Genomic DNA, 2,909 nt, shown 5'->3' on the forward strand with positions numbered 1-2,909 from the left:
AATGCCGCAGCCATCGCACGCATCCTGGCAGCATCTCGCCGCACGGCACCTCGCTTCATCGGCCAAAACCTGACAAACAACACTGACCGCAACCGTCGTGCCAAACACAATTGGCTGGAAGCCTATCCCACACTCAGAGCAATTCATCCCAGCTCAAGCCAAAGCGATGCAGGTACTTTCGCAGTCGGTCGGCGTCGTTGGGTTTTGCCTTCGCTTTTCGTGAGACTGCAAACAACGTGCGTCCGGCTTGTGACAGCGATCGGCTTTGACGACAAACTCGAATGACCTCGGCGAGTTGCACTCGGTCGAAACGATCCAGCTGTGCGATTTGCGATTCATCCAGGCAACTCGCTAAGACGTCGCCGTCACCGTGAGCATCCGTGGTTTGCCAGCTTGATCGCAGCCTGGCGATTTCTTCGTGGACCAACTCGATGGTGATGCGTCCGCCTTCGGCAAGTGTCCCCATTCGTGTCACGGCCGCATTGAGATCGCGAAAATTCGCGTTCCAAGGCGTCGCGGGATCCATCGCGAAATCAAGGAACGCTTTGCGAGCCTCTTTGCTGATCGTGACCTTCTGACCGGAGTCGCGTGTGAATTGTTGCAATTCGTAATCGAGGTTGGGGTCGATGTCCGCGCGCCGTTCACGAAGGCCCGGCAACTGAAACGACCATAGGTTGATCCTCGCCAACAGGTCTTCGCGAAATCTGCCTGCGGTGACTTCCGCCACCAAGTCACGGTTGGTTCCCGCGATCAATTGAAAGTCGCTGTGAATGCTTTGGTCGGAACCAACCGGGGTGAATTCCTTCTCTTCAATCGCACGCAACAACATGGCTTGTTCATCGAGTCCGAGTTCGCCGATTTCGTCAAGAAACAACATGCCACCATCGGCGGATTTCAGCAGTCCCGCACGCGCGGAGTCCGCGCCCGTGAATGCACCTTTGGTGTGGCCGAACAATGCTGACATCGCTTGTTCGCCACGGATTGTTGCGCAGTTGATTTCGACGAACGGGCCGCTGACTTGCCGTCGGCTGTGCTTGAGTTCGTAGATCAGTTTCGCGAGTTGCGTCTTGCCTGCACCCGTTGGTCCCGACATCAGGATCGGTGCTTTGGTTGCCAAGGTGACTTTCTCGATTCGATCGATCAATGCATTGAATGATTCGTCTTTCGTTTCGATGCCACGTTTGAGGATCGAGCGTGCTTCGTCGTGCTCTTGCCGAAAACGCTTGGCCAGTTCGTCGTAGCGGGACAGGTCCAAGTCGATGATTTGAAACGTCCCTTCAACCGATGCGGCTTCGTCTTGTTTCGATCGGCCTCGTCCCGGTGGCGGCGACGTTTGAATCAGACGTCCAGGCAGGTGCCGGGACTCCGTCAGCAGGAACAAGCAGATCTGTGCGACGTGCGTCCCCGTGGTGATATGAATCAAATAGTCTTCGGCCTCGGTGTCGAACGCGTACTCGCGAGAGAACTGATGCAGCCCTGCGTAAACCTCTTCCAAATCCCAAGGGTCTTTGAGTGTGACCGGATGAGCTCGCACGGACGTTTCGGGCGAGACGGTTTCGATGTCCTGAATCACCTGATTGGCAAGCTTGGAATAGCGGCGTTCGACGATCAGCTCGAATCGATCGACGATCAAGTCTTCTTGCTGGCAGATCGCAACGGTCGGGCGCCACGTGGCCCATCGATCACGAGATTTCCGGGGTTGATCCAAATGGACTCCGAGGAAACCGATAACGACACATTTCTTACTCATAGACCACAGTATAAATAGCGAGCGGTGAGGATAGGTAGCTTTGGTTGTTCGTGCCGCGTTTTAAAAAGCCTGGACTCCGTAAGTGGTTGCAGCATAGGTCTTTAAGGGAATTGTGGTCGATTTGGCACAGGCGGTGCTTTAGCAGTTCGCAACAACAGCCGCTTTTCCTTTGTTCGAGATTCACATGACGACTTCGACCAAGACCCGTCCCAGCACGGACTCGCGAAACCAGTACTCCGGCCCCGGAATGGTTGCCACCGGCGAAGCGACCGCATTGCTTCGAACGGAAACGACCCCACCGATCCGTGTCTTCGGAACCGAGTCCATTCGCGAAACCTTTGACGACTTGTGCCTGCAGCAAGCAGTCAATTCGCGGTTGGCTCCCGGTGTGACTGACTTGGTTTTGAATCCAGACGCGCACTGTGGTTATGGAGCACCGGTCGGTTGCGTCATGGTCTCGCCGACTCACGTTTATCCGGGGCCGGTTGGAGTCGACATCAAGTGTTCGATGAGTTTGCTGCAATTGGATCTTCCCGCCGAAGCGATCGAGGACCGCAAGGTTCGTCGAGCATTGATTTCCGCGATCTGCCAACGCACACCGACGGGGGCGGGCAAGGGACAACGCAGCGTGACCAAGGCTCGGCACGTCAACCGAACACTCGGAAAGCAATTGGTGACCGAAGGTGCAAGCGACGATGTGTGTCGCGCTCTTGGGATACCTACCAGTTGGGCGTACCGCTGCGAGGACTCGCATCATGTTGGGCATGATGACACGCCGTTGGCACTCGAAAACCGACTGGAAACGATCCTGGGACATCGCCACATGAGCAACTTCAGTGACAAGATGCAACAGCTGGGATCGTATGGAGGCGGGAACCACTTCGGTGAATGTGAGGTGGTGGAAGTCGGTGACGATGACCGAGCCCGCGACGTGGCTCAAACGTTTGGTTTGATCGACGGAAACGTTGCGTTCTTGTCGCACTGTGGGTCACGAGGGTTTGGTCACAACTTGGCATCGGGGCAGTTCCGCACGTTGCAAGACAAGTTTGATCGGTGGGGAATTCCGCTTCCTGCCGGTGATCGTCAATTGGTTTACGCTCCCTTGGGATCCGATGAAGCGAACGATTATCTGGACGACATGGCGTTGGGAGCGAACTTC

2 protein-coding genes are annotated in these 2,909 nt (G+C 55.9%); one reads left to right on the forward strand and one right to left on the reverse strand.

What is annotated here, in order from left to right:
* Positions 1-133: 133 nt before the first annotated feature.
* A complete protein-coding gene (rtcR, locus tag RE6C_RS26345; RefSeq protein WP_008661592.1) occupies positions 134-1,750 on the reverse strand; it encodes an RNA repair transcriptional activator RtcR in 1,617 nt (538 codons plus the stop codon).
* A gap of 184 nt (positions 1,751-1,934) precedes the next feature.
* Between rtcR and RE6C_RS26350 the strand changes: the two genes are divergently transcribed.
* The coding region (locus tag RE6C_RS26350) for an RtcB family protein (RefSeq protein ID WP_039963529.1) at positions 1,935-2,909 on the forward strand (975 nt) is incomplete at its 3' end.

Origin of the sequence: Rhodopirellula europaea 6C, from assembly GCF_000338295.1 — a bacterium.
Taxonomy (GTDB): Bacteria; Planctomycetota; Planctomycetia; order Pirellulales; family Pirellulaceae; genus Rhodopirellula; species Rhodopirellula europaea.

Excerpts from the sequence above, each read along its gene's own strand:
- rtcR (WP_008661592.1), bottom strand. The coding sequence starts at position 1,750 with ATGAGTAAGAAATGTGTCGTTATCGGTTTCCTCGGAGTCCATTTGGAT.